The 26,535-nt window shown below is 59.4% G+C and carries 24 protein-coding genes, 1 tRNA gene and 1 pseudogene; 19 read left to right on the top strand and 7 right to left on the bottom strand.

Going from position 1 to position 26,535, the window contains the following annotated elements; genetic code table 11:
- Positions 1 to 62 precede the first annotated feature (62 nt).
- Positions 63 to 626, bottom strand: coding sequence for an elongation factor P (gene efp, locus ACK3EW_RS05310; RefSeq protein ID WP_439120227.1), 564 nt, complete (start codon positions 624 to 626; stop codon positions 63 to 65).
- Positions 627 to 841: 215 nt separating this feature from the next.
- On the opposite strand from efp, the gene ACK3EW_RS05305 reads away from it, so the two are divergent.
- Entirely contained in the window at positions 842 to 1,162 is a 321-nt protein-coding gene (locus ACK3EW_RS05305; protein WP_085632959.1) for a DUF6280 family protein, read from the top strand.
- A gap of 104 nt (positions 1,163 to 1,266) precedes the next feature.
- Here the strand turns inward: ACK3EW_RS05305 and ACK3EW_RS05300 are convergent, their stop codons facing one another.
- The 3 genes from ACK3EW_RS05300 to ACK3EW_RS05290 all read right to left on the bottom strand — a co-directional run bounded on the left by ACK3EW_RS05300 (position 1,267) and on the right by ACK3EW_RS05290 (position 4,661).
- Positions 1,267 to 2,475: a hypothetical protein gene (locus tag ACK3EW_RS05300; RefSeq protein ID WP_493808746.1), complete on the bottom strand. Its 1,209-nt coding sequence runs from the start codon at positions 2,473 to 2,475 to the stop codon at positions 1,267 to 1,269.
- Between the two features lie 69 nt (positions 2,476 to 2,544).
- On the bottom strand, positions 2,545 to 3,954 hold the full coding sequence (locus tag ACK3EW_RS05295; RefSeq protein ID WP_493808745.1) for a TolC family outer membrane protein: 1,410 nt from the start codon (positions 3,952 to 3,954) through the stop codon (positions 2,545 to 2,547).
- Positions 3,955 to 4,007: 53 nt separating this feature from the next.
- Complete coding sequence (locus ACK3EW_RS05290) at positions 4,008 to 4,661, bottom strand: protein-L-isoaspartate O-methyltransferase family protein (RefSeq protein ID WP_493808744.1); 654 nt, start codon at positions 4,659 to 4,661, stop codon at positions 4,008 to 4,010.
- A 162-nt stretch (positions 4,662 to 4,823) separates the two neighbouring features.
- Here ACK3EW_RS05290 and ACK3EW_RS05285 point away from each other — a divergent pair.
- Positions 4,824 to 4,897 (top strand) — tRNA-Cys (locus ACK3EW_RS05285).
- 150 nt (positions 4,898 to 5,047) lie between these two features.
- Entirely contained in the window at positions 5,048 to 5,455 is a 408-nt protein-coding gene (locus tag ACK3EW_RS05280) for a hypothetical protein (protein ID WP_493808743.1), read from the top strand.
- 28 nt (positions 5,456 to 5,483) lie between these two features.
- Here the strand turns inward: ACK3EW_RS05280 and ACK3EW_RS05275 are convergent, their stop codons facing one another.
- From ACK3EW_RS05275 to ACK3EW_RS05265, 3 genes are all read right to left on the bottom strand, one after another.
- Positions 5,484 to 6,416: an IS5 family transposase gene (locus tag ACK3EW_RS05275; protein ID WP_493806415.1), complete on the bottom strand. Its 933-nt coding sequence runs from the start codon at positions 6,414 to 6,416 to the stop codon at positions 5,484 to 5,486.
- A 297-nt stretch (positions 6,417 to 6,713) separates the two neighbouring features.
- A complete protein-coding gene (locus tag ACK3EW_RS05270; RefSeq protein WP_493808742.1) occupies positions 6,714 to 8,507 on the bottom strand; it encodes a feruloyl-CoA synthase in 1,794 nt (597 codons plus the stop codon).
- Positions 8,508 to 8,829: 322 nt separating this feature from the next.
- Positions 8,830 to 9,540 (bottom strand): GntR family transcriptional regulator, encoded by a 711-nt coding sequence (locus ACK3EW_RS05265; RefSeq protein WP_493808741.1) that lies wholly within the window; start codon positions 9,538 to 9,540, stop codon positions 8,830 to 8,832.
- Between the two features lie 286 nt (positions 9,541 to 9,826).
- On the opposite strand from ACK3EW_RS05265, the gene ACK3EW_RS05260 reads away from it, so the two are divergent.
- The 16 genes and pseudogenes from ACK3EW_RS05260 (at position 9,827) to ACK3EW_RS05185 (ending at position 26,430) form a co-directional block, all read left to right on the top strand.
- Complete coding sequence (locus ACK3EW_RS05260; RefSeq protein WP_493808740.1) at positions 9,827 to 11,476, top strand: ABC transporter substrate-binding protein; 1,650 nt, start codon at positions 9,827 to 9,829, stop codon at positions 11,474 to 11,476.
- Between the two features lie 66 nt (positions 11,477 to 11,542).
- Positions 11,543 to 12,496 (top strand): ABC transporter permease, encoded by a 954-nt coding sequence (locus ACK3EW_RS05255; protein ID WP_085631382.1) that lies wholly within the window; start codon positions 11,543 to 11,545, stop codon positions 12,494 to 12,496.
- A gap of 3 nt (positions 12,497 to 12,499) precedes the next feature.
- Positions 12,500 to 13,387: an ABC transporter permease gene (locus ACK3EW_RS05250; RefSeq protein ID WP_493808739.1), complete on the top strand. Its 888-nt coding sequence runs from the start codon at positions 12,500 to 12,502 to the stop codon at positions 13,385 to 13,387.
- Positions 13,384 to 14,358, top strand: a complete 975-nt coding sequence (locus tag ACK3EW_RS05245) for an ABC transporter ATP-binding protein (RefSeq protein WP_493808738.1) — start codon at positions 13,384 to 13,386, stop codon at positions 14,356 to 14,358. Before ACK3EW_RS05250 ends, ACK3EW_RS05245 begins: the two co-directional genes overlap by 4 nt.
- A complete protein-coding gene (locus ACK3EW_RS05240) occupies positions 14,355 to 15,374 on the top strand; it encodes an ABC transporter ATP-binding protein (protein ID WP_493808737.1) in 1,020 nt (339 codons plus the stop codon). Before ACK3EW_RS05245 ends, ACK3EW_RS05240 begins: the two co-directional genes overlap by 4 nt.
- Entirely contained in the window at positions 15,371 to 16,033 is a 663-nt protein-coding gene (locus tag ACK3EW_RS05235; protein ID WP_493808736.1) for an aspartate/glutamate racemase family protein, read from the top strand. The genes ACK3EW_RS05240 and ACK3EW_RS05235 overlap by 4 nt, the downstream gene beginning before the upstream one ends.
- Before the next feature lie 257 nt (positions 16,034 to 16,290).
- On the top strand, positions 16,291 to 16,569 hold the full coding sequence (locus ACK3EW_RS05230) for an STAS domain-containing protein (RefSeq protein WP_493808735.1): 279 nt from the start codon (positions 16,291 to 16,293) through the stop codon (positions 16,567 to 16,569).
- A gap of 28 nt (positions 16,570 to 16,597) precedes the next feature.
- Positions 16,598 to 16,965 (top strand): annotated as a pseudogene (locus tag ACK3EW_RS05225) (response regulator).
- Complete coding sequence (locus ACK3EW_RS05220) at positions 16,962 to 18,998, top strand: chemotaxis protein CheA (RefSeq protein ID WP_493808734.1); 2,037 nt, start codon at positions 16,962 to 16,964, stop codon at positions 18,996 to 18,998. The pseudogene ACK3EW_RS05225 and the gene ACK3EW_RS05220 overlap by 4 nt, the downstream one beginning before the upstream one ends.
- Positions 18,995 to 19,477 (top strand): chemotaxis protein CheW, encoded by a 483-nt coding sequence (locus ACK3EW_RS05215; protein ID WP_493808733.1) that lies wholly within the window; start codon positions 18,995 to 18,997, stop codon positions 19,475 to 19,477. Before ACK3EW_RS05220 ends, ACK3EW_RS05215 begins: the two co-directional genes overlap by 4 nt.
- Positions 19,477 to 21,165 carry a methyl-accepting chemotaxis protein gene (locus tag ACK3EW_RS05210; protein ID WP_493808732.1) on the top strand — a complete coding sequence of 563 codons (1,689 nt, stop codon included), beginning with the start codon at positions 19,477 to 19,479 and terminating at the stop codon, positions 21,163 to 21,165. Before ACK3EW_RS05215 ends, ACK3EW_RS05210 begins: the two co-directional genes overlap by 1 nt.
- Positions 21,165 to 21,629 carry a chemotaxis protein CheW gene (locus tag ACK3EW_RS05205; protein ID WP_439120359.1) on the top strand — a complete coding sequence of 155 codons (465 nt, stop codon included), beginning with the start codon at positions 21,165 to 21,167 and terminating at the stop codon, positions 21,627 to 21,629. The genes ACK3EW_RS05210 and ACK3EW_RS05205 overlap by 1 nt, the downstream gene beginning before the upstream one ends.
- Positions 21,630 to 21,637: 8 nt before the next feature.
- Positions 21,638 to 22,477: a CheR family methyltransferase gene (locus ACK3EW_RS05200; RefSeq protein ID WP_493808731.1), complete on the top strand. Its 840-nt coding sequence runs from the start codon at positions 21,638 to 21,640 to the stop codon at positions 22,475 to 22,477.
- 2 nt (positions 22,478 to 22,479) lie between these two features.
- Positions 22,480 to 23,577, top strand: coding sequence for a protein-glutamate methylesterase/protein-glutamine glutaminase (locus ACK3EW_RS05195; RefSeq protein ID WP_439120361.1), 1,098 nt, complete (start codon positions 22,480 to 22,482; stop codon positions 23,575 to 23,577).
- Positions 23,578 to 23,581: 4 nt separating this feature from the next.
- A complete protein-coding gene (locus ACK3EW_RS05190; RefSeq protein ID WP_493808730.1) occupies positions 23,582 to 25,309 on the top strand; it encodes a hypothetical protein in 1,728 nt (575 codons plus the stop codon).
- 95 nt (positions 25,310 to 25,404) lie between these two features.
- Positions 25,405 to 26,430 carry an AraC family transcriptional regulator gene (locus ACK3EW_RS05185; protein ID WP_493808729.1) on the top strand — a complete coding sequence of 342 codons (1,026 nt, stop codon included), beginning with the start codon at positions 25,405 to 25,407 and terminating at the stop codon, positions 26,428 to 26,430.
- Positions 26,431 to 26,535 lie beyond the last annotated feature (105 nt).

Below are 26,535 nucleotides of genomic sequence, written 5' to 3'. Positions count from 1 at the left end.
AGGCCTTTTGATCTTTCATCATCCCCCGGTGATTTCGGGGGATATGCGCGCGAGTCCCGAGATCAGGCGCGCTCGGAATATTCCATGGTTTCGGTGTTGACGATGATCATCTCGTCCTGCCCCACAAACGGCGGCACCATGACTTTGACCCCATTATCGAGGATCGCAGGTTTGAAGCTGTTGGCGGCAGTCTGACCTTTGACGACCGGCTCGGTCTCTTCGATCTTGCAGGTGACCTTCTGCGGCAGCGTCGCGTTAAGCGCTTCGGAATCGTGAAATTCCACGACGATGGTCATGCCGTCTTGCAGGAACGGACGGCGTTCGCCCAGAATGTCAGCAGGCAGTTCGACCTGGTCGTAGGTGTCGGTGTCCATGAACACCAGATTGCCGTCGGTTTCGTAAAGAAACTGCATGTCCTTCTGCTCAAGCCGCACGCGTTCCACCTTATCGGCAGAGCGGAAGCGCTCGTTGAGCTTGGAACCGTTGCGCAGGTTTTTCATTTCCACCTGTGCGAAGGCACCACCTTTGCCGGGTTTCACATGGTCGACCTTCACAGCGGCCCAGAGGCCACCGTTATGTTCCAATACGTTACCGGGGCGGATTTCGTTACCGTTGATTTTGGGCATGGCTAAACTTTGTCACAAGGTTGATCCAACTTTGGCTGCCCCTATATCTGGGTGATGATACGCTGTCCAGACAACCAGATTTCGTTCCGCATCCGCGGCAAGCCATGCAGTTTTCGCATAAAAGGTATGCAAAACTAGGGTATCCGAATCGTTTGGAATACGCCATAAGCAACTCCACGCCGGAAAACACAAGAGCAATAACCACAGGACGGATCATGAAAGATTTCGTTGACGGTACCGCCTTCAACGCTGAGCAAGGTAATCGCGCGCGCAAGCTTTTTGCTGCCGTGGTTCTTGCCGCATTGGATGACGCGATCGCAGATGACAAGAAGTATGGCAATGGCCCCGAGCAGATCGCCCGTTGGGCGCGGTCCCGCGACGGCCGTGAAGTGCTAAGCTGCGCGGGCATTGACCCGAACGAACGCGTTGTCTCGGGATTGATGGAATTTGTCGGCAAGGGTGTCCGCACCTCGGTTGCGCTGTCGCGCGAAGAAAGCGAACGCCGCAATGCCGCCCAGCAAGCCGAAGCTGCGTAAACTACTGAACTTTTTGTAGAAACGCGCCCTTTGTTGGGCGCGTTTTTTTTGTTTTGACACTGGTGCTTGTCTTTGATCGGGCTGGCCCCGAACATACTACGCGCTCAGTCAAGCTCCTGCGAAATCAGCATGCGGTGGATTTCGCGGCGTACCAGTTTGCGCACATTCCGCGTGATCCGTTCGCCCAACGCGCCCTGCAATTCCTGCCGGACGATCTCGACCACCATTAGGCGCAGCGTTTCCTCGTCGATTTCAAGCGCTGCATGGTCGTCCATGTCGACGGTTTGCAAAGCCGCTGTATCGACCTGCTCAGCAACCGGATCGGGCGCGTCATAGCTGTTCTGCTGCGGCCACGCATCCTGTGCGTGCAACACGTTCGAATCGTGCGAGGCAGGTTCTTCTTCCTCCACCTCTTCGAACGGCGCGTCAGGCCATGTCATTGGTTCGGCAATCGCGGAAAGCTCGTCCGCATCGGGGCGGTCACGTTCTTCCTCGAACTCCTGGCTGTCGCGGGCGACCAGACGACCCAAAGCCGCAACTTTGTCTTCCAGTGTCAGAAGCGCAGGTGACGCGTGCCCCTCTTCGGAGGCAGGAGCCGAGTCGCCGCCATCAACACGGGCGGCTTCTTCAATGTCGTGCCACGCCGCGTCGTCTTCCCATGCCTCAGGGTCGTCGGCTTGGAGCGCTGCATCATCATGGGGCGTTACCGCATCGTCATGATCGCTGGGCCCGTCCTCTTCGATTGACCATTTTTCATCTGGGTCGTCGTACCAGCCTTGCGGTTCCTCGGCATTGGAGCTGTCGTCGTCCTCGTCCTGAGACAGCGCCAAGGCGGCAGATACTTCTTCTTCGATCAGGCGGCTGAGTTCGCTGCGTGGGTCCATGCTGCCAGACGCGTCATGAGCCGTATCCTGCGCGACCACGTCCTCGTGGCTTTGCGCGTCGTCCCATACATCTGAGGGATGCTCGGACGTGTCATCATGTGTGTCCCGTTTCTCAACATCGTCGATGTCGGGAAACGCGCCTTCGACCGCGCCAAAATCAGCGAGCCGGGCATCTCCGGGGATATCGTCAATCGCGAGCTCTTCGGCGGGGTCGTCCTGAGGGAGGATGGGCTGCGTCAGAAGAACCGGCTCCGGGGCGGGGGATGGTTCGGGAGTGTCGTCCCGCACCCGTTGCGCCGCAGTCAGAATCAAACGACTGGTTTTTTCAGGCTTGCGCGCAACCGGCGTTGCACGCACCTCTTCCGCGACGAGCTTGCGAATGGATGACAGAACATCCTCGATTTCCACATTTGTCACGGGATTAGACATGGTTCACCACTACTACGTCGACGACAAAGTAGCTTGGTGCAGCGTTTCACACAACAGATGAGCAAAAACTTAGTTTTTTCCTAGGGCCTTGAGAACACGGTCAAGCTGCTGGCCCTGCTGACTTTTCTGAATCGGGCCATCTTTGACCAGATTGTAATAGCTTACGGGGTCGTATTGCTGCACGTTCAACTTCAAATCGGTCGCGGTGAGACGTCCTAGCGTGGACAACACGCGATAGGCTGCAATCCCTTCGTCCACTTGCGCTGAAATTCGGGCGGACCGCGCATTCAGCAGTTCCTGTTCAGCGTTCAGCACGTCCAGCGTGGTGCGTGCGCCAAGTGCGGCTTCCTCGCGAACACCACGAAATGCGACGGTCGCCGCGCGCACCTGACGGTCTGACGATTCGAGGCTAGCCTGAGCAATGCGAAACTGCGCATAGGCGTTGCCGACATTCTGCGACACCTGATCAATCACCTGATGCAACTGGCCCCGCGCCGAATCGCGGTTGGCCATGGATTGCCGAACCAACGAAGTCAGACGCCCGCCCTGATAGATGGGACCGCCAGCTTCGAGCCCGATCGAGCCGCCACGCGTGAACCGGTCCGTGTCGAGCCCTTCGGTCACGGTCAGCCGACCAGACAAGCGCACTGTCGGTTTCATCGCTGCTTCGGCGCGCAGGATGTTGAGTTCCGAGGCGGCAACCTGGTGCTGAACGGATTTGACCTGCGGATGGTTGCGCACAGCAATCGCCTTGGCCTCGTCCACGGATGTCGGGAATTGCGGCAGGCTGCGCAGCGGCTGCAACACACCGGGCGTGCGACCGACGATGGCGAGATATTGCTCTCGGGCCACGGTCAACGCGCCTTGTGCGGCGGCCAACTGGCTGCGTGCGGCTGCAAGGCGTGCCTCGGCCAAAGAGGTGTCGGTGCGGGTGACTTCCCCCACTTCGAACCGCTCCTGAGCGGCGCGCAGTTCTTGGGTGATCAGGCGCACGTTGTTTTCCCGCAGGGCGACGTTTTCAATCGCGCGGCGCACCTCCAGATGTGCCTCGACCGCCGACAACAAAACCTGCTGCTCGACCGAGACAAGCTGCTGACGTGTGGCCAGCACGGCTTCTTTGGCGGTTTCGATGGCGAGTTTGGTCTGCCCGTTGTCGATCAGCGTCAGTTCCGCGATCAGGCTTGCCGACACGGTGTTCGACACCGTCGGTACGATAAAGTTGCTGGTCGATGCGCTGCGGGTCGTGCCGAATTGGCGCGTGGCATCCGCAGACCACGAGATCACCGGGCGCAAAGATGAAACAGCCTGCGCGACATCTTCATCGGCGGCACGCAAGACAGCGCGGTTCTGTTCAAGAAGACCACTGGTGTTGTAGGCCCCGATCATCGCATCGGCCAGAGTTTCGGCCCGCGCCATTGGCGCCGCAATCACAAGACCCAGAGCGACAGCCAGACCCGTCAGTTTCAACCGCTTCACCATACCTGCCGCCCCTTGTTGATCTGTCTGTATTTACTTGTCTTTAAATGGCGAAATTACAATGTGAACGCAGCTTTTTTCGCAAAGCCCGGCAGAACCGGCGCGGATGCGTTGAAAGCAAAACGCCACGTGACGTCACCATCAATCTTATAGCCGATTCTGACAACGCCCAGTGCACCTTCCATGAAGACACAGCCGATCCGACCACCATCCTTGAGCTGTTCGAGCAGCGCGTCGGGCACCTGCTCGACTCCGCCTTCGATCAGCATCGCGTCATACGGACCATGTTGTGCGGCCCCTTCGATGAGCGGCCCCGTATGCAAAACGACGTTATCGGCACCCTGCTCCGAAAGGATGACCTGCGCTTCGCTGGCCAAGGTTTCATCCTCTTCGACCGCGATCACCGCTTCGGCCATCCGCGCGACCAGTGCCGAGGAATAGCCGTACCCCGCCCCGATATCGAGCACGAGCTCATCACTCTCGATGTTGAGCGCATCCAAGAGCTTACCCAGAGTGCGCGGCTCAAGCACGACCCGGTTGGGCGCAATCGGCACGTTCTCGCTGATGTAAGCCGCCTCTGCCTGTTCGCGCGGCACAAAAAGTTCCCGTGGGACCGACAACATAGCGTCGATGATCGGAAATTTGGTCACATCGGAGGGACGTACCTGCGTATCGACCATCATGGTCCGGCGGGCGGCAAAGTCTGTCATGGGCTAAACTCATCCGTTCAGTTCGCTGCTGGCGTTCTGCCACAGCTGACCAATTTCAGCAATGCGCAGATCGCGCGAAATACTGCCACATGCTGTGTCGAATTGCACATCCGATATCCGCTTGACGCGCCCCCCGCGACCGCCTAATCAGACCTCCACTCTGGCGAGTTGGCGGAGTGGTGACGCAGCGGATTGCAAATCCGTGTACACCGGTTCGATTCCGGTACTCGCCTCCAATATCTAGTATGCAAACGCTAGATTTGCTCAAAAAACCACAACATCTAGTCGCACCCAAACTGTACACAATTCGTACACAGTTTCTCTGTGCCGATAGCCTTTTTTGTGCTAATATTTCGCCATAACAAACACTTAGCCAAACTGAGACTATGAGTTACGGTACGAAAACGCAGCAAGTGAACAAAAAACTGAGGCTCGATAAGCGCAAAAACAGTAACAACTGGTACGCAAGGTTGACGCTGGACAATGGCAAAAGGGTGGTGAGAAGCACGGGCACAGCTGAACTTGAAGAGGCGAAGGAAAAAGCACGTGAGCTGTACTACGAAACTAAAGCTCGCATCAAAAATCAGCTCCCCGCCCAAACCCGCAAGTTCAAACACGTTGCTCAGTTTGCCATCGAGCATATGCAAGATGAGCTAGATGCTGGCACAGGCAAGCAAGCGTACAAAGATTATATCTCTGCACTCAATCGTTGGTTGATACCGTACTTTGAGAAAACTGACATTGCCAAGATTGATTTGGCCGCGCTGAGGCGTTGTTGCATTACCCCGGCCTGAGGCGTGACGTCCCCTTACCCCGCTGACGTTATGCCACGCGGACGATCTCGGCGGTGCCGAGGGCGTTGAAGCGGTTCATGAGGGCGATGCGGATGTGGATTTCGGCGGTCTGTCGGTCGGGGTCTCTTGCCATGATACGCTCGCCGAAGGATTTCAGGCAGCGCATCTTCGCCTCGATCCGGTTGCGGGCGTGGTATCCGGTCCAGCGTTTCCAGAACGCCCGCCCGTAGTATCGCGTCGCGCGCAGGGTGTCGTTGCGGGCGCGTGCAGCCGGGCAGTCTTCTTTCCAGAGACGTCCGTTCTTTCGGATCGGGATGATCGGAACGGCGTCGCGTTCGATGATGGCCTTGTGGCAGCGGCGTGTGTCGTAGGCGCCGTCGGCGGTGACCGTGCCTATCTGCTCACCTGCCGGGATCTGGCCGAGCAGGTCGGGCAGCACGGGGCTGTCGCCGTCGCGGCTGGGGGTGAACTCGACTGCCCGGATGTCCGAGGTGGTGGTGTCCATGGCCAGATGGACTTTGCGCCATTGGCGTCGGCCTTGCACCCCGTGCTTGCGGGCCTGCCATTCGCCATCGCCGAGGAACTTGATCCCGGTGCTGTCGACCAGCAGGTTCAGCGGGCCGTCCGCACGGCGATACGGGACCTGGACGGCCAAGGTCTTTTGCCTGCGGCACAGCGTGGAAAAGTCCGGCACGGGCCAGTCCAGGCCGGCCAGTCGCAGCAGGCTGGCCACCATTCCGGCGGTCTGGCGCAACGGCAACTTGAACAGGACTTTGATCGATAAGCAGAACTGTATGGCCGCATCGGAAAACACCGCCGGACGTCCGGGTCGACTGTCACGCGGCGCGCGCCAGGTCATGTCCTTGTCGACCCAGATGAGCAGAGACCCCCGCTTCCTGAGTGACGCGTTGTAGCTGGACCAGTTCGTCGTGCGATAGCGGGCGGGAGATGGCTTGCTCATGCACCGCGTCTAACGCCATGGATTCGCGAAGTGAATCCTTCGTCGTCAGACTTTTGCAACAATGCCGGTCCGTACCAGAACTTAGCACAGCCCCGCGAACATGTGCGCTTGCCGAATACAAACCGTCAAGAGCTTGCAACCCTAAAGAGCGTTTCGAGCAGCCGATACAGACCTAACCAGAGTTCCCGTCCATTGAAAAGCATTTGTGGCTCTGCACCTGACAGATCACATCTTCGGCGGCCTATCGGGTTTTATCCCGTAAAATTGTTTATCGCCGCCGCTGTTGCCTGTCCGATCTCAGCGAACGCGGCCGCCCAGAACGATGGCCTCTCCCCGGTTCTGGTAAAGATCATCTATCAGGTCCGCGTGATGCGCGCGCATGGCGCGTTGGTTCAAAGAGCCTTTTTCGGTGATCTCGCCTTTTTCAAAGCTTGGTTCCTGCGACAGCACAGCCGCGCGACACACGCGGCTGGCCGATCCGGTGGCGGACTGGCCGGCGGCTGCAAGCGCTTGGGTCAGAGCTTGGGCGCGGTCGTTGTCGGCCATTGCTTTGGCCTTGTCGGACAAGAGCAACAGCGCCCCAAGATCGCGTTCGTTTTCCCCGACGATCACCGCGTCGCGCACGAGGCCGCCCATGGCATCCACAAGGGCCGAGCGGACAGCCCCAACAGCAACCCAAGTGCCTGTGTTCAGCTTGAAATTCTCGGCAACGCGACCGTCGAAGTAGAACCCTTTGGAGAAATCATCAGGGTCTGCCGGTCGCAAAGCATCGCCCATACGGTAGTAGCCTTCTTCGTCAAAAGCCTCGGCTGTCTTGGTAGGATCACCAAAGTACCCGGGGGTGACGGTCGGTCCTTTGAGACGCACTTCCATTTTGCCACTCGTCGGGACAAGTTTCATCTGCAGGCCTCTTGAGGGCACGCCGACATTTCCTGCTTTCTCTTGCACCTCGGTGCAGGCCAGCGCGAAGGGGGCGGTTTCGGTTGCCCCCAAACCCGTGGCCAAAAGCACTTCGCGCCCGGTTGTCTGCCGTGAAAGACGGCGCAGGGCGTCCCAGGTGTGTTGCGCCATGCCGGCCCCGGCATAAAACATCATACCGAGAGACTTGAAAAAGGTTGCAGCAAGCTCTGGATTAGTCTCGAGCGCTTCGACCAGCATGTCCCATCCCACTGGCACATTGAAATACCAGGTGCAGGAGATATCGCGCAAGTTGCGCAGCGTTTCATCGAATTTGCCCGGCACGGGGCGGCCATCGTCGATGTAATAAGTGCCGCCGTTGGTCAGCACGAGATATGACACCTTGTTGCCCGCGGCTGTGTGGTTCCAAGGGGCCCAATCCAGCACAACGGGCGGTTGCTTTTCAAGGAAGCGGTAACAGTCTCGCACCATGGCCTGCATGGCGCAAATCATGGAGTTGGTGTTGATCACCGCTTTCGGGGACCCCGTCGAGCCGGAGGTGAAAAGGTACTTCACGACGGTTTCGCCGGTGATACGGGCCCGCGCTTCTTCTGCCCTGGCTGGATCGCCCGCCAGCAGGTCGTCAAAGCTCATGGCACCCGGGCTTGGTGCCTGTTTGCAAATCACCATCCGCCCCTCGGCGGCGATTGACGCGAAGGCTGGACCAAAGATCGACCCGTCATCGCCGTAGACAGCGCCCGGGTTTAGGGTCTCCGCGATGTCCTTCAGCTTGAGATGGTCCTTGGACACCAGAGAATAGGCGGGGGACAACGGCGCATAGGGAATCCCGGTGTAAAAGCATGCCGCCCCAAGCAACGCGTGTTCGAGGCTGTTCTCCGACAGGATGAGCAGTGGCCTGTCAGGGCCAAGCCCCAGCGCAAGCAAGGCTGCACCGATGGACTTGGCTTTGGCGCGGGCTTCTGCATAGGTGATGCGCACCCAATCGCCATCGGTCGACCGACGGGCGATCCATGTCTGGTCGGGTGTCGCATCGGCCCACTTGTCAAGATAGTCAGCCAGCGTTGGCAGGTATCCGGTCAAATCACCTTTCTGACGCATAAGGATGCTGCCATCGTCCCGGTGTTCATAGATGAACTCTGGGGCCCAGAAATCGTCTGTCTCGAGATCAGTCATTGCGACCGACCTGCACATGAAGGGGATGGAAAAACACTGGCGTGACCGGAGTTCGGGCGCCACGTGCGACCATCCCGTGCAAACGGGCGGCGGTGCCTCGCAAAATGGCAAAGTCAGTTCCCAGCATTGTCTCCTCCCGACGATCCTCGGGACGAGTGTGATAAATTTTGTTAACAAAGTAAACAGTTTTATAGGTGACCGTTTTTCAAACCTCAGGTGCGCATGGCTTTGAGCACGCGCGCAGCGATACGACCGGATGGCCGATCGCAGGAGGGCTTTACCCTATTCGGTACTGATTTTTGCAACGTCCGACAGAGTGCTGTCAGCTCAGCATGTCCTTGAGCGTCAGGTTCGAACTGGGCCCGACCTCAAACCGCAGCGCCGAGTGCAGTTCGACAAGGTGGCTGCGCATCAGCTCCTCGGCTTCGCCCGCATCGTTGCGTTCCAACGCATCAATCAGCGCATTATGGCATCCTTCGTCACACCGAGTGCTCGACCGGGTCCAGTACAACGCGATGATCAAAGAGGATCGCGACACAAGGTTTTCAATGATCTCGGCAATGGTACGCTGATTGGCGATCTGGGCGATCATCACATGAAACCGGCCCGAGAGCCGCAGGGCACGGCCAGATTCGTTGTTCGCCATTGCAGCGTGTTCTTCTTGCGCATGCAGCCGCAAAGCACGCACATCCGCCCGATTGGCACGCAACGCCGCCTCTCGGGCCGAGCGCGGCTCGAGCAATTCGCGGGCTTCGAACACTTCGCGCGCTTCACGTGGCGATGGATTGGCGACACTGGCACCGCGATTCGGGCGCAAGGTGACAAGCTGGGAATGCGCAAGCCCCTGAAGCCCGGTCCGCACAATCGTTCGGGAGACCCCGTAGAACTCGGCCAGATCCGTTTCTGCAAGGCGGGTTCCCGGCGGCAAGCGTTGTTCGAGGATAGCCCGCTCGACCCCTGTAAACACGGGGTTCTGCACGATATCCGCATCGAACCGCCTGCTGAAATTTGCCTCTTGCTGCGTAATACTCATGTCGTGCCGTCAACGGTTGTATACATTTGCGCAGGCCTTTCTCGCCTTTTTGGACAGGAATGTCACCCCAAGTTTCCAAGTCGTCGTTTACCCGACACGAACCGCCCAAAAACTGTGCGGCGAGGTCATGCGTGAGAAAATTTTGGGCTATTGTAAACTTTTTGAAGACGAAACGTATACAATCTGGCATTTGGTTGTCGAAGTATTTTGCCCACATCTCAATCTCTGCTTCAGGGGCGAGGCCGGTCTGCAGGGCTTGGTCCGGACGTTCAACAGGAGTATGGAAATGAGGAATTTTGTGCAGCGATCCTCAGCGATCGCACTTGTCGCGGCGATGCTGGCCGCAGGCCCTGCCTGGGCCGAGAAAACCCTGACCATCGGCATGACGGCAGCGGATATCCCGCGCACATCGGGCCAGCCGGACCAAGGCTTTGAAGGCAACCGCTTTACCGGCATCCCGATGTACGATGCGCTGACGCATTGGGACCTGTCATCGGAAACCGAACCCAGCGGGATCGTGCCGGGCTCGGCCACGGCGTGGGAAGTGAACCCGGATGACACGACCAAGTGGACCTTCACCCTGCGTGAAGGCGTGACCTTCCATGACGGATCGCCCTTCAACGCCGAAGCGGTTGTCTGGAACGTGCAGAAGGTGCTGGACGAAAACGCGCCGCACTTCGCCCCCGATCAGGTTGGCGCCACCAAGTCGCGTATGCCGACCCTCGCATCCGCCCGCGCCATCGACGATCTGACCGTCGAATTGACCACCACGCAGCCTGACAGCTTTTTGCCACTCAACATGACGATGCTGTTCATGGCCTCGCCGACCCATTGGCAGTCGCTTTACGATGCCGTCGATGCGTCGATCACCGATCCCAAAGAACGCGCTGCCGCCGCTTGGACCGCCTTTGCCTTTGATCCGTCGGGCACCGGGCCGTTCGAGGGCGACCTCTTCGTGCCGCGCGAACGGTTCGAAATGGTGAAGAACGAAGAATACTGGGACCCGGCCCGCACACCGACCATCGACCGCGTGGTTCTGGTGCCGCTGCCTGATGCCAACGCGCGCACAGCAGCGCTGCTGTCCGGTCAGGTCGACTGGATCGAAGCCCCTGCCCCGGACGCGATCCCGCGCATTCAGGCCGAAGGCAACGTCATCTATTCCAACCCGCAGCCGCATGTCTGGCCGTGGCAGCTGTCCTTCCACGAAGGTTCGCCCTGGCTCGACAAGCGGGTGCGTCATGCGGCCAACCTGTGTGTGAACCGCGAAGAGCTGCAGGTTCTGCTCGGTGGCTACATGGGCATCCCCAAAGGCTCGGTCGAGCCAGGCCATCCGTGGTGGGGCAACCCGTCTTTCGACATTCGCTATGATCCCGACACGGCGCGCACGCTGATGGCCGAAGCCGGTTTTTCAGCAGACAACCCGGTCAAGGTGAAGGTTCAGACCTCAGCCTCGGGTTCTGGTCAGATGCAACCTGTGACGATGAACGAATACGTGCAACAGTCGCTGGCGGATTGCTTCTTTGACGTCGAGCTGGACGTGCTGGAATGGAACACCGTGTTCACCAACTGGCGCAAAGGCGCTGCGGATGAAAGCGCGCGCGGTGCGCATGCGATCAACGTGTCCTTCGCCACGATGGACCCGTTCTTTGCCATGGTCCGCTTCGTTTCGACGGAAACCTTCCCGCCGGTGTCCAACAACTGGGGCCTGTTCGGCAACGATGAGTTCGACGCTTTGATCGCGGATGCCCGCACATCCTTTGCGGATGCGGATCGTGACGCGGCCTTGGCCCGTCTGCACACCCGCATTGTCGAAGAAGCACCCTTTGTCTGGATCGCCCATGACGTGGGTCCGCGCGCGATGTCGGCCAAGGTCGGCAACGTGACCCAGCCGAAAAACTGGTTCATCGACATCGCTCCGATGACCATCGAAGAGTAATCCTTCACACCCAATGGGGTCGTCCCGACACCGGGGCGGCCCCTTTTGCAACAGGCCAATCCAATTATGCTTTCGTTCATCCTGCGACGCGTTCTCTACACCGTGCCGATCATGCTGGGCGTGTCTCTGGTATGTTTTGCACTGGTTCACATCTCTCCCGGTGATCCGCTTGTGTCGATCCTGCCGCCGGATGCGTCGGTCGAGTTGCAGGAACAAATGATGGCGATCTACGGGTTTGATAAGTCCTATCCAGAGCAATTCCTGCGCTGGCTGGGGCTGGCGCTACAGGGGGATTTGGGCAATTCCATCGCATCCGGACGTCCTGTTGCGTCCGAAGTGCTCAATGCCGTCGGCAATACGCTGGTCCTTGCTGTCACCGCGACCATTATTGGCTTCACCCTTGGCGGCTTGTTCGGCTTTGTGGCAGGCTACTTCCGCGACAGCTGGATCGACAAGCTGGCCACGGCCATTTCTGTCGTCGGCGTGTCCGTGCCGCATTACTGGCTGGGCATGGTGATGGTCATCATCTTCTCGGTCGAACTGCGTTGGCTACCTGCCACAGGCGCAGGCCCTGGCGGCTCAAGCCAATGGGTCTGGGATTGGGAGCACATGCAATACCTGATCCTGCCCGCCGTCACGATGTCAGTGATCCCGATGGGCATTGTCGCCCGCACCGTGCGCGCATTGGTGGCGGACATCCTTCAGCAGGAATTCGTGTCGGGGCTACGCGCCAAAGGCCTGCTGGATCGCGGCGTGCTGGCGCATGTGATCAAGAACGCCGCCCCCACCGCTTTGGCCGTGATGGGCTTGCAACTGGGCTACCTGCTGGGCGGGTCGATCCTTATTGAGACCGTGTTCTCGTGGCCCGGCACAGGGTTCCTTCTGGGTCAGGCGATTTTTCAGCGCGACCTGCCGTTGTTGCAAGGCACGATCCTCGTGCTGGCGATGTTCTTCGTGATCCTCAACCTGTTGGTCGACGTGGCGCAAACCTCGCTCGATCCCCGTTTGCAAAGGGGCTAAGCCATGGCTGTCACCGCAGATACCGTGGCACATCTGGCCACCATCGAAAAATCTCAAGGTTACTGGCGATCTGTCTGGACGCGGTTCTTGCGCGACAAGGTCGCGGTCTGTGCCGGGCTTGTCGCGGCCGGTCTGGTGCTGATGGCGATCTTTGCGCCATGGATCGCGCCTGCCGACCCACTGGATGGCAGCATGATCAAGCGCCTGTCCCCCATCGGCACCGAAGGATACCCGCTCGGAGCCGACGAGTTGGGCCGAGATATGCTCAGCCGTCTGATCTACGGCGCGCGCCTGTCCCTCTTCATGGGGGTCGTGCCGGTGCTAATCGCCTTTACCATCGGTGCGGCCATTGGCATCGCCGCGGGCTATCTGGGCGGCTGGGTCAACACCATCACCATGCGCGTGCTCGACGTGCTCTACGCCTTTCCGTCGGTGCTGCTGGCGATCGCGATTTCCGGCGCATTGGGGGCGGGCATCCTCAACGGGCTGCTGTCCTTGACGGTGGTCTTTATCCCGCCGATTGCGCGCGTGGCCGAAAGCGTCACCACATCGGTACGAAAGCTGGAATACATAGAAGCGGCACAGGCCAGCGGCGCATCTAGCCTGCGGATCGTGCGCGATCATGTACTGGGCAATGTGCTGGGTCCGATCTTTGTCTACGCCACCAGCCTGATCTCGGTGTCGATGATCCTTGCCGCAGGTCTGTCCTTCCTCGGCCTTGGCGTCAGCCCGCCCAACGCGGAGTGGGGGTTGATGCTGAACACATTGCGCAATGCGATCTACGTCCAGCCGTGGCTGGCCGCGCTGCCCGGCGTGATGATCTTTCTTACCTCGATCTCGTTCAACATGCTTAGCGACGGACTGAGATCCGCCATGGATGTGAAACAATGAGCACGCCGATCCTGTCCGCCCATAGCCTCGTCAAACACTTCAATGCCGGAGGGTTCGGCGCTGCACGCAAAGTAGTACGTGCCGTCGATGACGTCAGTTTCGAACTGGCCCCCGGTGAGACCTTGGGCGTCGTCGGCGAAAGTGGCTGCGGCAAGTCCACGACAGCGCGTCTGTTGGTGCAACTGCTGACACCCGACAGCGGCAGCGTGCGCTATGAAGGCAAGGTCGTTGGTCCGGAACTGCCGCTCAAGGCGTTTCGCAGCAAGGTGCAGATGGTGTTTCAGGACAGCTTCGCCTCGCTCAACCCGCGCATGACGATGATCGACGCGGTTGCGTTTGGACCTATGGTGCACGGCGTGTCGCGGTCCGAGGCGATGCGCAAGGCGCAAGACCTGCTGGACCGTGTCGGTCTGGACCCCACCCGCTTTGGTGGCCGCTACGCGCATGAGCTGTCGGGCGGGCAACGCCAGAGGGTGAACATCGCACGCGCATTGGCCTTCGATCCTCGGGTGATCGTGTTGGATGAGGCCGTGTCCGCACTGGACAAATCGGTCGAGGCGCAGGTGTTGAACCTGCTGATGGACCTCCGGCGTGAACGCGGTTTGACCTATGTGTTCATCAGTCACGACCTGAACGTAGTACGCCATATCTCGGACCGGGTGATGGTGATGTATCTGGGCGAAGTGGCCGAGATCGGACCGGCGGAAAGCCTCTACAGCGCACCCCGCCATCCCTATACCGAAGCGCTTCTGGCCGCGATGCCGTCGCTTGATCCGGATCGCCGCACGATGGAGGCGCCGCTGGCTGGTGATCCTCCGAACCCAATCGACCCGCCACCGGGATGCCGGTTCCACACGCGATGCGCCCATGCGTTCGGACCCTGTTCGGCACAGGTGCCCGTGTCGCATCGGGTCGGGACAGGTCATGTCGCGGCCTGCCATCTCAACGCAAAGACGGAGGAGGTCGCATGACGCAAGAAACCGTACACGCCGTTACGCCTCTTGTCCGGGTGCAGGACCTGTCGGTGCGCTTTGCCGGGACACCCCCGGTCCATGCGGTCAACAATGTGAGCTTTGACCTCGCTCCGGGCGAGGTGCTGGGCATTCTGGGCGAAAGCGGGTCTGGCAAGAGCGTGACGTTGAAGACCTTGCTGCGCCTTTTGCCAGAACGGAAGACCAAAATCACCGGCCGGGTCGAAGTGGATGGCAACGATGTTCTGTCCTTGCAGGGACGCGCCTTGGCCGATCACCGCGGCGGTGTCGCATCGATGATCTTTCAAGACCCGGCCTTGGCGCTGGACCCGGTCTACACCGTCGGTCAGCAGATCGCTGAGACCGTGATGCGGCATGAAGCGATATCGAAAAGTGACGCGATGACCCGCGCGCTCGAGATGCTGGAACTGGTACGCATCCCGTCGGCCAAACGTCGGCTGGAGAACTACCCACACGAGATGTCGGGCGGAATGCGTCAACGCGCGATGATCGCTCTGGCTCTGGCCTGCCGCCCCAAGCTGTTGCTGGCGGACGAGCCGACAACAGCACTTGATGCGACGGTTCAAATCCAAATCCTGTTGCTGTTGCGCGAACTGCAGCAGGAGATGGGTATGGGGGTGATCTTTGTCACCCACGATATCGGCGTAGCGGTCGAAGTGTCTGACAGGCTGGCGGTGATGTATGCAGGCAGCTTTGTCGAAACGGGTTCTGTCCGGGATGTGATCCGCGATGCGCGGCACCCCTATTCGAAAGGGCTATTGGCGGCCAATCTGGTCGGAGCTGTGCCGGGCACGCGTCTGGATGCCGTACCCGGTGCGCCGCCGCCGCTCAATGCGCTGCCGGAAGGCTGTTCCTTTGCGCCGCGTTGTGCTCATGCCGAAGCCGCCTGTCATGCCAGCCCCCTGCCGGTTTGGACAGGAGCGGACGGACGTTGGGCGCGATGCGTACAAGCCAGTCGCGCCGAGGCGCTGGCCGAACCGGAGAGCCAGCGGTGACGTCGCGCGTGCGCCCGAGGATCGCGATCCTCAATCCGAATTCCACCGAACGCATGACCACCGAGATGGTCGACACAGCCCGCGCTGCAATTGATGGCCTGGCGGATGTCGTGGGCCTGACCAATCACCGTGGGCCTGCGTCGATACAGGGGCCAGCGGATGCCGAGCGCTGCCTTGACGGCCTGTTTGCACTGGTCGACGAGGCGCGGGAGAACGGCGCGCACGTCGCGATCATTGGCTGTTTTGACGACACCGGACTTGCCACGCTCCGGTCGACAGCCGGTTTGCCGGTGGTGGGCTTGGGTGAAGCGGGATGTCTTGCGGGCTGCCTGGCCGCCCAGCATTTCGCTGTGGTCACAAGCCTTGATGTGTCGGTGCCGGTGATTGCCGACAACATTCGCGCTATGACCCTCGACACGCGCTGCGCCGGGATACATGCCTCGGGCGTGCCAGTGCTGGAGCTGAACGCGCGGGCCGACAGTCTGCGGCGCGTTCAGGACGCGATCGACAGGACGGCGGCGGCGCATCCCGGGTGCAGCATCGTGCTGGGCTGTGGCGGGATGACCTTGATCGCCAACCAGATCAAGGCCCCTGCCCGCTCGCGTATCATCGACCCCGTGGTTGCCTCGGTACACATGGCTTTGGCAGCTTTGTCCTGATCCGCTGGCAGGCTGCTGTTCAAGATCGACACGCGGTCCCGGTTTGCTTTCCTGACAGGCCGCACAGCCATTTACGGCCTGTCACCCAAATATCTTTGGATAGCCCAAAAATCCAAATTACTGTTTTAATTTCAGATGATTAGAGCGCTTCGCGAAGATTATCCCACACCGCCGTCCGTCGCCGCGGAGACCTGCAACTAAAAGACAATCCGCCCTGTTCGTTTCAGTTTCCACGTATGTATTTCAAGGAAACCGACATGGCATCCGTCAAAACGTTCGATCTGCCCCCCAAAGCAACCATCACGGAATGCGGGGCTGTCCTGACATCCTTGAGACAGTTGGTTGAGACCGAAACCGACATCGTCGTGACCTGTAGTCAGGTCGAACAGATCGATCTTGCAATGCTGCAGGTCCTGATCAGCGCGCGGAAAACAGCAGAGCGAAACAGCAGATCGTTTGCTGTCGTTTCTGACGGACATGGCACGTTTGATGCAGTCCTCGCGGAATACGGCATTTGTTTTGCACACGCCGCCTGACCTGATTTTAGCAAAAGGAAAATAGAAAATGGCAAAAACCGTTCTCGTTGTGGACGACTCTCCCTCTGTGCGAAAGATGGTTCAGATGACACTGGCAGCAGCCGGGTAGACATCATCGAAGCAGAAGACGGACAGGACGCCTTCGAGAAGGCGACGTCGACCCATGTAGACGCCGTTTTGACAGACCAGAACATGCCGCGTCTGGACGGTCTGAGCTTTATCCGGAAATTCCGCGCAACGCCGCAATCCGTTGGCGTTCCGGTTGTCTTTCTGTCGACAGAAAGCGACGCCGCTCTCAAGGCACAGGCCAAGGACGCGGGCGCAACCGGCTGGATGGTCAAACCGTTCGACCAGAACCAGATCCTTGCCGTCGTCAAGAAAATGGTCGGCGCATGACCGGATTCGACGACATGGGCGCCGAGATCTTCCGACAGGAAGCCTCGGAGCTGCTTCAGTCCATCGAGAAAGGCTTGATGGACCTCGAAGCAGCGCCCGGCGATACGGAACTGATCAATTCGATCTTCCGCAGCATGCATACGATCAAGGGATCGGGTGCGATGTTCGGTTTCACCGAGCTGTCGCATTTCGTTCATGAATTCGAAACCGCCTTCGACGATCTGCGCAATGGACGTGCGACGGTCTCGAACGACCTGATCGGCCTGTCGCTTCAGGCCTGTGACCAGATCGGCAAATTGATGGACGCCGTCGAGGGGACGGATGCAGACAATCAGCGCATTCTTGCGAATCTGCGCACGTTGATGCGCCCCGGCCATCACAGCGACGACACCGACACTGCCGAAGACGAGGCTGCAGAAACACCGCACCCGGTTGAAGAGCCGGTTGTAGGTGAAGTGACAACGGTCATTCGCTTTTGGCTTGGTTCCGACGCCCTGCGGCTTGGAAGCAATCCCGCGCTGTTGATCGAAGAACTGCGCGGCTACGGAGACACCACGGTCCGTGCGCTCGACGACCGCATCCCAACCTTGGGAGAGCTTGATCCAACCGACTGCCTGACAGGCTGGGAGGTCGAAATCAACGCCAACCTGACCGACGCAGATATCGACATGGTATTCATGTTTGTCCGCGACGAGATGGATCTTAGCGTCGAACGGCGGGGCGCAACCCTGCCCGCACCTGTCGACACTCCGGCATCGGCGGATACAACACCCGGTGCTGCCCCCCGCGCCGAAACAGATGAAACGCAAAGCCAAGCTGTGGCAAAAGCCCCGACCAATCCCAAGGCCGCGGCTGGCGAAACCATGCGTGTTGCCACCGAACGGTTGGACGAATTGATGGACCGCGTTGGCGAGTTGGTGATCGCCGAGGCGCGACTGCAGGCCTTGACCGAAGCCACCAATGACGCCTCCATGATGTCGGTCGCCGAAGACATCCAGCGTCTTGTCGCGGGGCTGCGGGATGCAACCATGTCGATGCGCATGGTGCCGATTGGCAGCATTCTGGGCCGGTTCCGTCGCTTGATGCGCGACTTGTCCTCTTCCTTGGGCAAACCGCTGGAATTCGTGACCGTTGGCGAAGACACCGAGCTCGACAAGACCGTGATCGAACTTCTGGCCGATCCGCTTGTTCACATTCTGCGCAATTCGGTCGACCACGGGCTGGAAACCCCTGAAGACCGGCGCGCCGTCGGCAAACCGGAAACCGGCACGATCGAACTTGGCGCCCGGTATTCGGGGGCCGAGGTTCTGATCACCGTCCGTGACGATGGGCGCGGTCTGAACCCCGCCAAAATCCGGGAAAAGGCGATCAGCAAGGGTCTGATGTCCGAGCGGGACGACCTCAGCGACAGCGAGATTTTCCGCATGATCTTTCAGCCCGGCTTTTCGACCGTGGACAAGGTCACCGAACTCTCTGGTCGCGGTGTGGGCATGGATGTGGTGATGCGCACCATCGCGTCGCTGCGTGGCGAAATCGACCTTGCCTCGGAACCCGGGCACGGCACCACCCTGACCCTGCGCCTGCCTCTGACGCTGGCGATCATCGACGGCATGCTCATCGATGTGGGTGGCGAACGCTACACGATCCCATTGGCGGCGGTCGAGGAATGCGTCGAGCTTCCCACGCTCCATACGGTTGGCAATGGCGGATCGTCCTATCTGAACATTCGCGGCGAGCTGGTTCCCTTCCTGCGCCTGCGTCACCTGTTCGAAATCGACGGCACGCCGCCTGATTTTCAGAAGGTGGTCGTGGTGTCTTCTGCCGGGGGACGGGTTGGTCTGGTCGTGGACCGGATCATTGGCAACTACCAGACGGTCATCAAGCAACTGTCGCAGTTCCACGCCTGCCTGAAGTTCTTTTCGGGCGCGACGATCCTGGGGGACGGAACCGTCGCCCTGATCCTTGACGCGACCCAACTTGTCGCGCTTGGCCGCGACGTCGAATTGCGCACAAGACGGGGGGCCGCAGCATGAGAAATGCCAGCCACACAGACATCCTGACCTTCCGACTTGGCACGGAAAAACTGGCACTTCTGGCCGAATACCTGCGGGAGATTCTTGAAATGGTGCCGATCACCCGCGTGCCGCAATCCGGGTCATTCGCAACTGGTCTGATCAATGTGCGCGGCGTCGTTGTTCCGCTCGCTGATCTGCGGGTTGCCCTTCGAATTCCGCGCACGCCCGCAACCGAAGACACACGTGTTCTGGTTCTTGAGGTCCGGATCGAAGACGAGAAATCCACCGTGGCCATTCTCGCCGATCAAGTCGACGAGGTCACAACCATAAACACCGCCGAAATCGAGGACGTCCCACCGGTGGGGTCTCCTTGGCCGCCTGAATTCGTTTTCGGGATCGGCCAGCTCAAAGACACCTTCGTGATGTTCCCCGACCTCGACACGATTTTCAAATCATACAGTGCCGCAGACGCGGCGAAAGAAAAGGTAGCCGCGTGATGACACAGCAAGTCCAGAAACGGAAAGGTTTCTTCAACAGCCTTTCAACCAAAATCATCGCCATCCAAACGATGACATTCGTCGCGATGATCGTCGTCGGTGTGGCAGGATTGTTCGGGATGGAAAAAATCCTGAGCCGCATCGAAACGGTATACGCGGATCGCGTCATTCCCTTGGACCAGCTCAAAGCCATCAACGATGAATACACAATCCACACCCGCATGATCGCCAATGGCATTCTGGATGAAGGCCTTTCATGGCAGGTCGGTCGCGAGGAGCTTGCTGATGCGCGTACCGTCATTGAAGAGCAATGGAACGCCTATCTGCTGACTTACTTGCCGCCCGAAGAAATCAGACTGAAAGACATCGTGGTAGACGCAAAGGTCAAAGCCGACCAAACCATGGATCGCTTTGCGAGTATCCTGGAAACGCAAAACGAACCTGTGCTGTATGAATTCATCAAGAAAAGCTTCTACGGACCGATCGACGGCGTGCATGATGCGTTGGATGGGCTCATTTCCTTCCAGCTTGCCGAAGCTGAGCGTCAGGTGATTGCGGGACAGACAATTGCTCGCCAGATCCAGATCGCAATTGGCGCAATCAGCTTGCTCGTTATCCTTGCCTCACTGGCCATGGTCTGGGTCTTCACCAGCCGCATGAAGAACGCACTCGGTTCGGCTGTGACACTCGCGGAAAACGTTGCAAATGGCGACCTGCGTCGGACCACCGATGCTACGAGCAACGATGAAATCGGTGACCTGCTCAGGGTTTTGAACACCATGGTTCTGCGCCTGCGAGAAGTTGTGGCAAACGTGTCGACAGCGTCGCGCGACGTGGCATCCGGCGCTTCCGAGATGTCTGCAACCTCCGAAGCCCTGAGCCAGGGTGCGACAGAGCAGGCAAGTGCGACCGAAGAGGCCTCTGCCTCGATGGAACAGATGGCAGCCAACATCAAGCAAAGCGCGAAGAATGCTGCGGACACGGAAAAGATGGCGCTGAAATCCGCATCCGATGCACGCGAAAGCGGTGAAGCCGTGTCGCGGGCCGTCAATGCCATGCAGACAATCGCCGAAAAGATCCTCGTGGTTCAAGAAATCGCGCGTCAGACCGATCTTCTGGCCCTCAATGCCGCTGTGGAAGCGGCCCGTGCGGGTGAACATGGTCGTGGCTTTGCGGTTGTGGCCTCGGAAGTGCGCAAGTTGGCAGAACGCAGCCAGTCGGCCGCAGGTGAGATTTCGAACCTGTCGGGCAACACTGTGAAAGCCGCGCAGGAAGCCGGCGAAATGCTTGAGGAACTGGTCCCGGATATCGAACGGACATCGCAGCTTGTGGCAGAGATCTCTCGCGCCAGCCAAGAGCAGGATGCAGGTGCCACGCAGGTGAACATCGCCATCCAGCAGCTGGACAAGGTCACCCAAGAGAACACATCTGCTGCCGACGAGATGTCGACAACGGCTGAAGCTCTGGCAAGCCAGTCCGAGCAACTTCAGGCGTCGATCAAGTTCTTCCTCGTCTCGGACGATGCGCAGTCCGAACCCGCAGTCTTCGTCCGCAACACGAACCCGGCCAAACAGGCGATCCGGTTGGTGGGCGGCAAGGAAGCCAAGGCGTCTGGCGGTTTCGACTTCGATCTGCGTGACAGCGCCGACGATCTTGACAGCAGCTTCCGTCCGCGGAGTGCCGGGTAATGTCCTCAGTCGGTGCAGTTCTGACCTTGGCCTGCGACGATGACGTCTTCGCGTTGCCCGTGGAGCGGGTCCAGGAAATCCTGGACCTGCGACCAATCACTCGGATGCCGAATGCGCCAGCGCAGCTTCTGGGCATGATTGATGTTCGCGGCATGGGTGTGGCGGTTGCGGATTTGCGGGCGTTGCTCGGCATGGTCCCCACGGCCGATACCGAGATGTCGCGGATCGTGGTGTTTTGGGTGCGCAGCGGTGGTCGGCAGACGGTAGTCGGCTTCCGTGCGGATCGCGTGATCGAAGTGGCCGCTTTGGACAATGACGACATGGAACCCTTGCCCGAGGCGGGCCTCTTCAACTGGCGAGATCGTATGATTGCGGGCATCGGTCGCAGGAACGGAAAACTCGTCACCGTTCTGGATGTCGACCGCATGTTCGATGGTCTTACCCCGGAACTCAGTGCGGCATGACACTTGTGATGAACCAAGCTCCCCTCGGTGACGCTCAGCAGGGCTTCGAGGCATTCGCCCGCATGGTGCAGGATTCTATTGGTGTTTGCATCCCGCAGACCAAACGCGGGATGATCGAAACCCGCCTTGCCAGCCGGGTGCGCGCCTTGGGTCTGAACAATATTCAGGAATACTTCAGGCACCTGTTCGAAAATGACGGTCTCACCTCAGAGATGCGGCACATCGAAGAAACGGTGACCACCAACAAGACCGACTTTTTCCGCGAAATCGACCACTTCCACTACCTTCGGAATGTCATTCTCGGAAGCAATCAGACCCGCGCTGGCTCCGGCGTGTTCAAAGCCTGGAGTGCGGCCGCCTCGACCGGCGCTGAATCCTACAGCATCGCCCTGCTGCTGGCCGAACATGCCTTGGCCTATCCCGGTTTCAACTGGGGCATTCTTGGCACGGATATTTCCGGTCGCGTGCTCGAACATGCGCGCCGGGGTATCTATTCCGACACGGTCATCGCGCCAGTGCCCGAGGCGCTGCGCAGCAGATATCTTTACGCAGGTCAGAACGAATGGCAGGGCAAATGGCGGATGTCGCCCGCCCTGCGCAATCGTGTTCACTTCAAGAAGATGAACCTCATCCAAGAGGACTACAATGTCGACCGCGATCTCGACATCATCTTCCTGCGCAATGTCCTGATCTATTTCGACCCGGATATGCAATTGGCGGTTCTTCACAGAGTTGGCCGACATCTTGCACCAGGTGGGCATCTGTTTGTCGGCCATTCAGAAAGCATGATCGTGCGTATGCCGCATTTCCGTCAGGTCGCACCCGCGATCTATCGCAAGGAAGTCTAAAAATGACAAATCTTATCAGTGTGTTGATCGTCGATGATAGCGTTGCCGTGAGAACAGCCTTCTCGGCGATCATCAACGCCGATCCAGGCCTGACCCTGTTCGGCACGGCGCAAGACCCGTTCGTCGCGGTTGAGCGGATGAAGCACAAACTGCCCGATGCGATCTTGCTGGATATCGAAATGCCCCGCATGGATGGCCTGACCTTTCTCAAGAAGATCATGACGCAGTGCCCGGTGCCGGTCATTGTTTGCTCCAGCCATTCGCAAAAAGGCTCGATGGCCGCGATGACGGCTCTGGATTTGGGCGCGGCCGAGGTTCTTGCCAAACCCGACCTCACGACCGTGGACGCCCGCAGCCGGGCAGCCCTGCGGATCGGCCAAGCGGTTCGCGCAGCGGTTGGCGAACGTCCGAATGTCCCGTCACGCGGCGTCAATACGGAAGAAGGCCGCTCTGATGCACGCCTTTCCCCCGACAAGATCCTTGCAAAACGCCCGGCTGTCCGACGCGCCGGTCCGACGCCTCTTGTCGTGATCGGATCATCGACCGGCGGCCCGGATGCTTTGCGTCAGGTTCTTACTGGATTGCCCGAGAACGCGCCCCCGATCGCCATTGTCCAGCATATGCCCGCCGAATTCACAGGACCGCTGGCCCGACGTTTGAATGGACGATGCAATATCGAGGTCATCGAAGCGTCGAATGGCGACATGCTCACCCCCGGCTGTGCGCTGATCGCTCCGGGCGACCAGCATCTGCTGATCCACCGCGAAGGCCGTGGCTATGTCGTTGAAGTGGCAAATGGCCCTTATGTGTCCCGACACCGTCCTTCGGTCGATGTGCTGTTTCGCTCCGCGGCGCAAGCTGCTGGCGAAAACGCGATGGGCGTCATTCTGACCGGCATGGGCGATGATGGCGCGACCTGTATGGGCGAGATCCAAACCTGTGGCGGCTACACCGTGGCACAGACCGAGGAGAGCTGTGTGGTGTACGGCATGCCACGCTCGGCCGTGGAAGCCGGTGTTGTCGACAAGCTCGCCCCGCTGTCACAAATGTCCGCCGAAATCATGAGCTGGTACAGCGGCAAGTCCCGCAAAGCTGGGTGATACTATGAAAGATTACTTGACCGACGCGGTTTACGCTCCTGCCTCATCGTCTGGACAACCCAACGATCTTGCAGCGCGGGAACGCGCAATCTCGAACCTCTGCCGGAAAACAGAAGCGGTTTTCCTTGTGGCGGGCGATCACCTGTCTGCGACGTCGGATGCCTTGGGCAAGACGCGCAATGTACTGGCGGTCTTTGACGAGATGAACGCAAAAGGCACCTTGTCAGAGCTGCGTCAGCACGGGCAATGGCAAGACACCGAGATGCGATCCCTGTCCGACGAAGTGCTCAAGGTTCTCGACAACGTCACAGCGCTGATGACCCGTGCGCGCGGTGTCGATGGACAGGTGCGAGAATTGCGCGACATTCTCAAGATGATGAACATTGTGGTCCTAAACGCGCGGATCACGGTCGCGGCCATCAAGGTCGGCCCCAAAGACAATGCTTCGAACCTGACTGGCTTCACCGAGGACGCCACGCGACTTGTGGCCGAACTCGGAACCATCCTGTCCGGTCTGGACGAAGCGATGCAGCGCATCAAGAAAGGCAGCGACGACGCGCTGACCCGTGCACGCTTTCTCGGGGACCTGCTGACGTCCAGCCTGTCCGGTCCGGTTGCCGCCCTGAACCGCGAATTGGCGAGTTTTGAAGAGCATATCAAAACGCTCGGCTCGGCCAGTGCAGAAATTGCCGACCAATCCAAAGCCCTGATGGGCGCGTCAGCGACCGCCGTGGCCGGATTGCAAATCGGCGACACGACCCGCCAGCGCTTGGAGCATGTGCTGACCATTCTGGAAGGGATTCCAGGGGCCTGGGACGAAAGCGAGGCTTTGACGGCGTTGGCCGCGCATCAGATGGAGGACATCGCACAGGCGCACGTCGATGGCGTCGACAATATCCGCGAAGGATCGGCCGCACTGCAACAGGGCATTCTGAACCTTGTCCGTGACCATTTGCAGGTCTTCGAACAGCGCAACGGATCGCGGAAGTTGAAAACCGGGCTTGAGGAAATCGAGAACCGGATCGCGCAGGCCGTCACGACCCAAGACCAGCTCATGGCCTTTGCGCGCACGCTCTCGCAAGAGTTCGAAGCCCTCACCAGCATTATTGCCGCCGGGGAATCCTTCGAGGCGCGGATGCGCATGATCGGGATCAACGCAGTGATCGCCTGCGCCCGACTTGGGCGTCGGGGTCTGGCGCTGCGGGAAATCGCGGGTCAATTGCAGCAGCTGGCGCGCGACGCCTCTACGCGGTTGCCTGCGGTGAAAACCGAATTGGCCGAAATGATCGAACTCGCTGGCGAAACCATCGTCTTGCTGGAAACCGCCAGCGAACGCGCCAACGCCCTGCCGCAAGGAACCGTGCGGCAATTGTCGGACGGCGTCAACGACATCGGCGAAGCGGCATACCGCAGTGGCGAAATCGTCTCTGAGTTCCGGGAAACGCTGGATGAATCGCGCGGATGGCTGACACCAGTCACAGACCACGCGCACCTGATCGAGAAAACGGCGCGGATGTTCAGCCACGATTGCGAACTGGATGGCTATCCCGGCAAGGAAGACAGCGTCGCGACCGAGGTGTTCGCCATCTACACAATGGAACGAGAACGCGACATTCATCGCAAAGTCATTCTGCCCCCGGTCTCCGAAGACACCGAGATGCAGACTGTCGTTGCCGAAACAGCCCCTGCTGCGGCGGCCAGCGACGATCCGTTCGACGACATCTTTTTCTAAAGCCCCCCTGACCGACCATCATGGCGGATTTGGGGGTTCCGTCGGTTTGACCCGATGGCCTATGCTGGCCCCGGACCAAGGGATGTTTTGGGATCATGGCACAGGCGATGATGGCCGCAGGATTTGTGTCGGCGCTTCTCGACTACGCGGTGTCGCGCGGTGCAGACAGGCAAGCGCTGTTGCAGTCGGCCGGGTTGGCGCCTGCTGATCTGGCAGATCAGGACCAACGCGTACCCGTTTTGGCGTATCAGTCCATGATTGCGGCCGCCATTGCGACCACGGGCGATACGGCGCTCTTGCTACGACACACGCTTGAGTCGCGGCTTGAGATGATCTCGGTGGTTGGACAGATCGTGCACCACGCCGCGTCCCTGCCCCATTCGATTGAACAGTTGAACCGATATCTCAGACTGATGGCCGACGCCAATATTCCCGGCGGTCACGACAGGTTCGAGTTGCTGGAGGATGGCAACGAGGTTTGGATCATCGACCATCTGCCGATCCAAACATCGGACTATGTCGGGATGGAAGCCTCGTTCGCGCGCTTCATCAGTGAATTTCGGCGGTCCTTTCCCGACAGACCCTTCGCACTTGAGCTGGAGGTGACCTATGCGCCGCCGCCACATGTGGACGAGTATCCCGAACTGTTCCGGGTGCCCGTGCAGTTCCATGCCAAACGCAACGCCATGCGGATCGATCCTGTCTGGATTTCCGGCGATACGGAATTTGAACCGGGCAACACCTATGTTTTCGGGGTGTTCACCCGCCATGCCGACCAGTTGCTGTATGATCTTGGGCAAAGCGACACGCTTCGCGACCGCATAGAGGCGCATATCCTGCCGGATCTGCACGAAGGCTCCCTGTCGATGGACAAGGTGGCCCGAGATTTGGGCATGAGCCGTCAAACATTGTACCGGCGGCTCAAGGAAGAGGGCGTGACCTTTGCGGACATCCACGACGACCTGCGTCACCGCATGGCCCGCGACTATCTGGCTGCGCGCAAAGTGTCGGTAAACGAGACAGCCTATCTCCTTGGCTTTTCGGAAGCATCGTCCTTTGTACGCGCGTTCCGCCGCTGGACCGGCCAAAGCCCAACCGCCTTTCGAGACACTGTCACCTGACCCGGACACCCACATTGGGTCGAGGTGTCAATTGATTGTTACCTGAGGTCATCCCCGAAATTCGCCCGCGTGGATATGTCCGCACCCATCACTTTGGATGCAAAA

This window comes from Marivita sp. NO-S04 (assembly GCF_059070475.1).
The sequence above is the reverse complement of the archived record's forward strand: the minus strand, read 5'-3'. Positions and strand labels throughout refer to the sequence as shown.

Excerpts from the sequence above, each read along its gene's own strand:
- efp (WP_439120227.1), bottom strand. The coding sequence starts at position 626 with ATGCCCAAAATCAACGGTAACGAAATCCGCCCCGGTAACGTATTGGAA.
- ACK3EW_RS05305 (WP_085632959.1), top strand. The coding sequence starts at position 842 with ATGAAAGATTTCGTTGACGGTACCGCCTTCAACGCTGAGCAAGGTAAT.
- ACK3EW_RS05300 (WP_493808746.1), bottom strand. The coding sequence starts at position 2,475 with ATGTCTAATCCCGTGACAAATGTGGAAATCGAGGATGTTCTGTCATCC.
- ACK3EW_RS05295 (WP_493808745.1), bottom strand. The coding sequence starts at position 3,954 with ATGGTGAAGCGGTTGAAACTGACGGGTCTGGCTGTCGCTCTGGGTCTT.
- ACK3EW_RS05290 (WP_493808744.1), bottom strand. The coding sequence starts at position 4,661 with ATGACAGACTTTGCCGCCCGCCGGACCATGATGGTCGATACGCAGGTA.
- ACK3EW_RS05280 (WP_493808743.1), top strand. The coding sequence starts at position 5,048 with ATGAGTTACGGTACGAAAACGCAGCAAGTGAACAAAAAACTGAGGCTC.
- ACK3EW_RS05275 (WP_493806415.1), bottom strand. The coding sequence starts at position 6,416 with ATGAGCAAGCCATCTCCCGCCCGCTATCGCACGACGAACTGGTCCAGC.
- ACK3EW_RS05270 (WP_493808742.1), bottom strand. The coding sequence starts at position 8,507 with ATGACTGATCTCGAGACAGACGATTTCTGGGCCCCAGAGTTCATCTAT.
- ACK3EW_RS05265 (WP_493808741.1), bottom strand. The coding sequence starts at position 9,540 with ATGAGTATTACGCAGCAAGAGGCAAATTTCAGCAGGCGGTTCGATGCG.
- ACK3EW_RS05260 (WP_493808740.1), top strand. The coding sequence starts at position 9,827 with ATGAGGAATTTTGTGCAGCGATCCTCAGCGATCGCACTTGTCGCGGCG.
- ACK3EW_RS05255 (WP_085631382.1), top strand. The coding sequence starts at position 11,543 with ATGCTTTCGTTCATCCTGCGACGCGTTCTCTACACCGTGCCGATCATG.
- ACK3EW_RS05250 (WP_493808739.1), top strand. The coding sequence starts at position 12,500 with ATGGCTGTCACCGCAGATACCGTGGCACATCTGGCCACCATCGAAAAA.
- ACK3EW_RS05245 (WP_493808738.1), top strand. The coding sequence starts at position 13,384 with ATGAGCACGCCGATCCTGTCCGCCCATAGCCTCGTCAAACACTTCAAT.
- ACK3EW_RS05240 (WP_493808737.1), top strand. The coding sequence starts at position 14,355 with ATGACGCAAGAAACCGTACACGCCGTTACGCCTCTTGTCCGGGTGCAG.
- ACK3EW_RS05230 (WP_493808735.1), top strand. The coding sequence starts at position 16,291 with ATGGCATCCGTCAAAACGTTCGATCTGCCCCCCAAAGCAACCATCACG.
- ACK3EW_RS05220 (WP_493808734.1), top strand. The coding sequence starts at position 16,962 with ATGACCGGATTCGACGACATGGGCGCCGAGATCTTCCGACAGGAAGCC.
- ACK3EW_RS05215 (WP_493808733.1), top strand. The coding sequence starts at position 18,995 with ATGAGAAATGCCAGCCACACAGACATCCTGACCTTCCGACTTGGCACG.
- ACK3EW_RS05210 (WP_493808732.1), top strand. The coding sequence starts at position 19,477 with ATGACACAGCAAGTCCAGAAACGGAAAGGTTTCTTCAACAGCCTTTCA.
- ACK3EW_RS05205 (WP_439120359.1), top strand. The coding sequence starts at position 21,165 with ATGTCCTCAGTCGGTGCAGTTCTGACCTTGGCCTGCGACGATGACGTC.
- ACK3EW_RS05200 (WP_493808731.1), top strand. The coding sequence starts at position 21,638 with ATGAACCAAGCTCCCCTCGGTGACGCTCAGCAGGGCTTCGAGGCATTC.
- ACK3EW_RS05195 (WP_439120361.1), top strand. The coding sequence starts at position 22,480 with ATGACAAATCTTATCAGTGTGTTGATCGTCGATGATAGCGTTGCCGTG.
- ACK3EW_RS05190 (WP_493808730.1), top strand. The coding sequence starts at position 23,582 with ATGAAAGATTACTTGACCGACGCGGTTTACGCTCCTGCCTCATCGTCT.
- ACK3EW_RS05185 (WP_493808729.1), top strand. The coding sequence starts at position 25,405 with ATGGCACAGGCGATGATGGCCGCAGGATTTGTGTCGGCGCTTCTCGAC.